This is a genomic window from Mesorhizobium sp. M7A.F.Ca.AU.002.02.1.1 (assembly GCF_003998535.1).
GTDB classification, from domain to species: domain Bacteria; phylum Pseudomonadota; class Alphaproteobacteria; order Rhizobiales; family Rhizobiaceae; genus Mesorhizobium; species Mesorhizobium ciceri.
In genome coordinates this window covers 1-5403 of record NZ_RZPB01000429.1, presented here as the reverse complement: position 1 = coordinate 5403, position 5403 = coordinate 1, and the positions used below count along the sequence as shown (strand labels likewise).

Below are 5403 nucleotides of genomic sequence, written 5' to 3'. Positions count from 1 at the left end.
GCCTGGACGGGCGTGAAACCGAGCAGTTGCGATTTGGAAAAAGCGGCAACCAAAGCGGCATACAGAATTGTGGCAGAGATGCCGACCATGCCGAATCGTGCCAGCAGCGTGAGCGCGTCGCCGGGAGGCAGGTGCTCAGGCACGCGCACTAGACACATACTGTGCTCCCAACGGCAGGCGGGCGAGCATGCGCTCGACGTTTCGGGCAAACGGTCTGCCTGACGGCAGCAGCAGGAAGTGCTCGGACCGGATGTTCGTGAAGCCTGTCATCTGCAAGAGTGACGCTGTTTTGGCTGCGCTGAGCAGCACGGCATCTCGGTCGAAGGGACACCGGAACACAGCCAGACGCGTCAGCGGGTTATAGGGATTATGCTCGATGATGCAGGCGACACCGCCCGGGCGAAGGACGCGCCGCATCTCGCGTACGAACTCAAGCCAGGAAGCTGGCGGTACATGATGGACGACGCAGCTGGCGAAGGCCAGATCGAAGACGCCCTTGTCGTATGGCAGGGTCAGGCTGGAGCAGACCTTGTACATGACGCCAGGATTTTCCTCCCTGGCACGCAGGATCGAGTCCGGCGAGATGTCGCAGCCGTCCAGGGACGCGAAGGCGCCTTTGAGAAATGGATGGAGAACGCCTACGCCGCAGCCGACATCAAGCGCTCGCACACCAGAGCCATCAGAGCCCAGCCCTCGTTCAACCACAACGCGTCGCAGAAACTCGGCCTTGGCCTTAAGAAAGAAGTCGTGCTTAAGCCCTGAAAATTGGATCGATCCCTGGACTGTCTCGTCATAGATCGATCTATAACTGTCGAAGAGTTCGGACATTGGCCGGCACTCCAATCCGGGATTTTCGAGACGATCGTCGGTTCTTGACGGGAACGGCAGGCATCGCCCGGTCGAAGCCGGTGAGGCGATCGATCACGTAAAGCGGGCGCCGTTTCACTTCGGCGTGGATGCTTCCGACATACATCCCGACTACGCCGGTCATGAAAAGGTTGATGCCGCACAGGAGCGATACAATCATCACGGTCGAGGTCCAGCCGGCAACTACGCCGGTTTCAAAAGCCCAGGCATAAATTGCAAACGCACCAAAGGCGACGGCCAGCGCAGAAATGGCCAAGCCACCCCAGAGCGCCAGGCGCAGCGGCCGTTCCGAGAAGCTGACGATGGCGTGAGCAGCAAGATGCACCATCTTCCAGAATGGATATTTGGTCTGGCCAAGGGCTCGTGCTGGACGTTCGAACGGCACCGCCGCCTGCTTGAATCCCATCCAGCCAAACATGCCCCTGACGAAGCGATCCTGTTCGGGCATCTGTCTGAAAGTTCTCAGCGCTTTGGGGCCGACCAACCGGAAATCTCCAACGTCGCGCGGAATGTCGACGGTCGTCATCTTTTCCAGTAAGCGATAAAAGAGACTTGCCGTGAAGCGCTTGAACAAGGATTCGCCTTCGCGTTTAACGCGCCGGGCATAGACAATCTCGAAACCTTCCTTCCACTTCGCCACCAGATCGAGGACCACCTCGGGTGGGTCTTGGAGGTCGGCATCCATGACGATGACAGCATCCCCCTGGGCGGCGTCCATACCGGCTGTAATTGCTATCTGATGCCCAAAATTGCGCGAAAGCTCGATCAGCCGAAAACGAGGCTCGGCGGCAACCACGCACCGAAGGTATCTGACGCTACCGTCGCGGCTTCCGTCATCAACGAAAATAGCCTCGGTCTCACCGTCCAGCTGGTGGATTAGCAACCTGATGCGCTCGACCAGGCGAGGCAGCACTTGTTCTTCGTTGTATATCGGCAGAACCAGTGAGTAGCGCAGCGACACGTTCGCTCCGGTCCCGGTACCTTGGATCACATTGGCCTCCATGCCGATGAATGAAACGCCAGCCCCAAAGTTCCATAAGACGTTACTAATTTAACAGTTGCCGTAGGCGGGTGGCGAACTGTTCGTTCGGAACGTCTTCGGTCTGATTAGGAGTGAGATATCGTTTCGCGCGCCGGCGGAGCAATGCGCTGTTTCGTCATTTCGCAATCCATTGTCGGGTAAGGCCGTCTTGCCAGCTCTTGTCAGCGCGTCGGCGCGCGATAATTTTTGTGGGGAAGGGACTTCGATCAAAAGGAGCCGACGATGGAACACCAAACTATCAGCCAACTGCAGACAATTGCAGATGTAGAACCCCTGTCGACATACCCGATCATGACCCGCCAACAGCGCATCGAGCGCTGGGCTGAGTTGCTGGAACAACATCCCGAGCGACGCCTGAGAGCGCTTATCGGCACTGAGTATCTGAAGCGGGAAGCTCGCGACGCGGCGCGCGGCGAGGGCTCGCCGATTACAGTGGCCTTCGAGGACCCGCTACTGCGTGCGTTAGGCCTGAAGGATGACACCTATGGGGAAGCAAAGCGCTTCTTCGAACTGTCTGACGGGGAATTGCATGGCATCGTCTGCAGTTGCCATGTCGGAACCATGTTCAGAGGGCAGTGGGCTGCCGCTAGAGTCCGCCGGTCGCTCGGAGGGAACAGGTTTCTCAAGTGGCTTAGAGAGAGAATGTGGCACTGAGGTCGCCAAGGACGGCGATTGAAGCTCGTTCCGAGATGAACGACTGGCGCGCCAGCGCTCCGCCGTGGTGACGACGGGGTTCGGCCCCAAAGTTGTCACGCAGACGGGTGGGCGCTCTACTTCCGGTGCGTTCCAGGCAAGGCTGCATTCCCAGGGGCAGGATTCTGGGCTTCTCTTTGCGGCTAACATCACGACGTGAAGACGTCGATCGCTCGGCCCTCTGTTGCGCTAACCTCCGCGGCGCCTGGCCTGAATGGCAGCAAAAGTCACTGGGCGAAAATCCCAGGCGTCGACCCCGACATCGTGCTGGCGCGTCATTGGCTTCAGCCGGCCATGAGAATGGCCGTGCAGGTTTATTGAATTCTTGCCGATCTGGTTCCAGGTGCGGAACGGGTAGTGGCAAAGAACCAGGAAACTGCCCTCGACAGTTAGCTCCTTGTAGTGTTGCACGCTAGCCCAAGCCGAAGCGCCGAGCGTTACCACGCCGTCGTTGTTGCCGATGATCAGGTGCTTGGTGCCGTGGAGACGGGACAGCAGCGAAGACACTGTCTCGGCAGATCCCTTGGCGAAGTCGCCGAGGTGCCAAACCTCGTCGCTTGGAGCAACAGTCTCGTTCCAAAGTTCAATCAGTGCTTGGTCATGCCCCGCCAATGAACTGAAGGGGCGGGGGGCAAGCCGCAGAATACGGGGATCGTTGAAATGCGTGTCGGAGGTGAAGAAGATCATGCGCCGCCGCTGGCTGAGACGAGCGATCGACGATCGCTTCTAAGTTCGGTTGCCGGAGCTCCTTTTGGGTCCATCATCGATCCTGATTTGGGCTTCCCTGAGCATCTTGAGTGCCTCCTCCTTGGTGAGGCCGCACTTGCGCGCAAAGTAGAGCGCTTCGATCGCCTGTTCACGATCCGCCGTGGCTTCTGAGGGCTGTTTGGGCTTCTTACCCATCGTTCCCAATCACTTTTTGATGCCACCGAACCATCACCGTGGCGGGTTGTTCCCCCTCGGATCTGCTAATCTGCTGAGCGCCGCCGCCTGATGTCGTTCCTGGGTTTGTATAAATTCCATGCCGGCGTGGGGAGGGATCGGCGGTGCGTTTTTTGGGTGAGCCAGTCTGAGGCGCTTCTAAGGGCCACGCCACCGAGCCGGCGGGCGAAGCATTGTCGTTGGTTCAAAGATCCGTTCTGGTCCGCCCTCGCTCAAAAACCGGAACGTCTTCATCATCTCCTTCGCTTAATCCCGTGGGGATGTCTTCCGCGAAGCTGCGGGTCATCTCTTCGGTCTCGCTCAACCCGTCGACCGTTTCATTTGCGCCGGCTCCCTCGTCGTGACGGCCCGTGATCTCGCTTCGAGGCTGCGCGCCGATCGGCTGTTCGATGTCGTGGGACCCCAAAACGCCCGGTCCCGCACCGTGTCTATCCTCGTGGCCGGCGATGCTCTCGAGTACGGCAGCATCCTCCTCGGGGATGGGTTTGTCATTGGCAAAGTCGCTCTTTTGCTTCCGGGTTGTTATCGGCATGTTGTGAACTCCTACGCAGTGAATCGCACAACGTACGACTACGGCCGAAGTTGCGAGGCGGCCGCTTTGATTTTAAGGAACCCCGACTTCGGGCAAGCGGTCGCAAAAATGGAGACAGCGGCGCACGTGCTGAAATGGAACAATCAAGCGCGCAAGTTGGCACGATGGCGGGATTTTGAACGAAGCACTCCTCTCCTCGCTATCGACTCCAGTCGGGTAAGGCCTGCTCCGAGCCACGGTTCTTGCACGGCGCTTTGCAAAAGGCGCCAATCGAGGCCGAACGAACTGCGCTCGGATGCTTTACAGCCGCCAACAGGCTGCGCGGTCGCGTCGTTTTTCGCCGCTTAATGGCACAGCGATGGCGAAGGTGGCGGACGAGCCTTAAGCACCAGCTAACGAGTATGCGTGCCTCGCTGGCGAGCTTGCCCACATTCGCGCGGCGCGAACTAGAGACGCTGCCGCGATACGTGCGGGCAGCAGATAGCCTGACACACAGGAAGCGGCCTGCGAATGTGATGAAGCAGCCCACGTTAGGCGCGAGTTGGGCGCAGTCACTCAGCAGCTGCCGGTGTGATCATCACCGGCGAAGCCTGTCGGCGAGACGGAGCCCAAGGGCCAAGATCGTCAAGGTGGGATTCGCCTGGCTGGATGTTGCCAGAACCGAGCCGCCCGCGATGTGCAGGTTCATCAGTCCATGAACTCGGCATTCAGCGTCAACAACCCCGTCGGTCGGGCTCGCAGACATTCGCGTGGTACCGAGGTGATGACCGTCCATGGCGCCTGATTTGCCTGCCATTTCGATCACATGGCCAGGTTCAAATCCTGAAATGGTAGCTCCGATCTTCTCCAGCTTCCAACCGAGCAGTCGATAGGCGCGCGCGATGCTTTGGAGATCGTTGCTCGTGGTTTTCCAATCGACGCGCAGCTTCGGCATACCCAATCGGTCGCGTTCGCTCACCAACGTCAGTCTGCTTGCGGGGTTCGGCTCCTGTTCCGAATGAAACTCAAGATTGACCCCATTGGCGCGCGGCCCCAATACGATGGAGGGCAGCTTTCGCCGTGCGAAAGTTCTGTTCGCCATCCAGCGCAAACCGAAGCGCCCGAGGCGCACTGGCGACGATACGACGTTCTGAACGTGCGCGAGCTTTTGGTCCAGCGTCACTGAATGCTGCTGCCGACCTCTGAGGTGTTTCGGGAGAAATGTCCTTTTCACGAGATACATCGCCGAGAGGATCGGGTCGTTGTGGCTGGGATCGGCTGGATCTGGGAGATGGGTGCGGAAGATCTGGTTGAGCAAGCAATGCTCCCGCTGCGCTCGCTCCGTGAG

Annotated in this window: 6 protein-coding genes; 1 reads left to right on the top strand and 5 read right to left on the bottom strand. The window is 59.1% G+C overall.

Annotated elements, in window-relative coordinates; genetic code table 11:
- Nucleotides 1-135 precede the first annotated feature (135 nt).
- Together EN879_RS23180 and EN879_RS23175 are read right to left on the bottom strand one after the other, a co-directional pair.
- On the bottom strand, nucleotides 136-828 hold the full coding sequence (locus tag EN879_RS23180; RefSeq protein ID WP_063170896.1) for a class I SAM-dependent methyltransferase: 693 nt from the start codon (nucleotides 826-828) through the stop codon (nucleotides 136-138).
- Nucleotides 803-1828 carry a glycosyltransferase family 2 protein gene (locus tag EN879_RS23175; protein ID WP_224673147.1) on the bottom strand — a complete coding sequence of 342 codons (1026 nt, stop codon included), beginning with the start codon at nucleotides 1826-1828 and terminating at the stop codon, nucleotides 803-805. Before EN879_RS23175 ends, EN879_RS23180 begins: the two co-directional genes overlap by 26 nt.
- 303 nt (nucleotides 1829-2131) lie before the next feature.
- Between EN879_RS23175 and EN879_RS23170 the strand changes: the two genes are divergently transcribed.
- Nucleotides 2132-2563, top strand: coding sequence for a hypothetical protein (locus tag EN879_RS23170; protein ID WP_063170800.1), 432 nt, complete (start codon nucleotides 2132-2134; stop codon nucleotides 2561-2563).
- Between the two features lie 228 nt (nucleotides 2564-2791).
- Here EN879_RS23170 and EN879_RS23165 read toward each other — a convergent pair whose 3' ends face one another.
- The 3 genes from EN879_RS23165 to EN879_RS23150 form a co-directional block, all read right to left on the bottom strand.
- Nucleotides 2792-3289, bottom strand: coding sequence for a metallophosphoesterase family protein (locus EN879_RS23165; protein ID WP_063170799.1), 498 nt, complete (start codon nucleotides 3287-3289; stop codon nucleotides 2792-2794).
- Nucleotides 3290-3728: 439 nt separating this feature from the next.
- Entirely contained in the window at nucleotides 3729-4076 is a 348-nt protein-coding gene (locus EN879_RS23155) for a hypothetical protein (protein WP_063170798.1), read from the bottom strand.
- A 577-nt stretch (nucleotides 4077-4653) separates the two neighbouring features.
- Nucleotides 4654-5403 (bottom strand): GMC family oxidoreductase (locus tag EN879_RS23150; RefSeq protein ID WP_245493855.1); only part of this gene is annotated, 750 nt, incomplete at its 5' end.

Bases quoted from the DNA above. Each gene is read 5' to 3' on its own strand.
- EN879_RS23180 (WP_063170896.1), bottom strand. From the start codon at position 828: ATGTCCGAACTCTTCGACAGTTATAGATCGATCTATGACGAGACAGTC.
- EN879_RS23170 (WP_063170800.1), top strand. From the start codon at position 2,132: ATGGAACACCAAACTATCAGCCAACTGCAGACAATTGCAGATGTAGAA.
- EN879_RS23165 (WP_063170799.1), bottom strand. From the start codon at position 3,289: ATGATCTTCTTCACCTCCGACACGCATTTCAACGATCCCCGTATTCTG.
- EN879_RS23155 (WP_063170798.1), bottom strand. From the start codon at position 4,076: ATGCCGATAACAACCCGGAAGCAAAAGAGCGACTTTGCCAATGACAAA.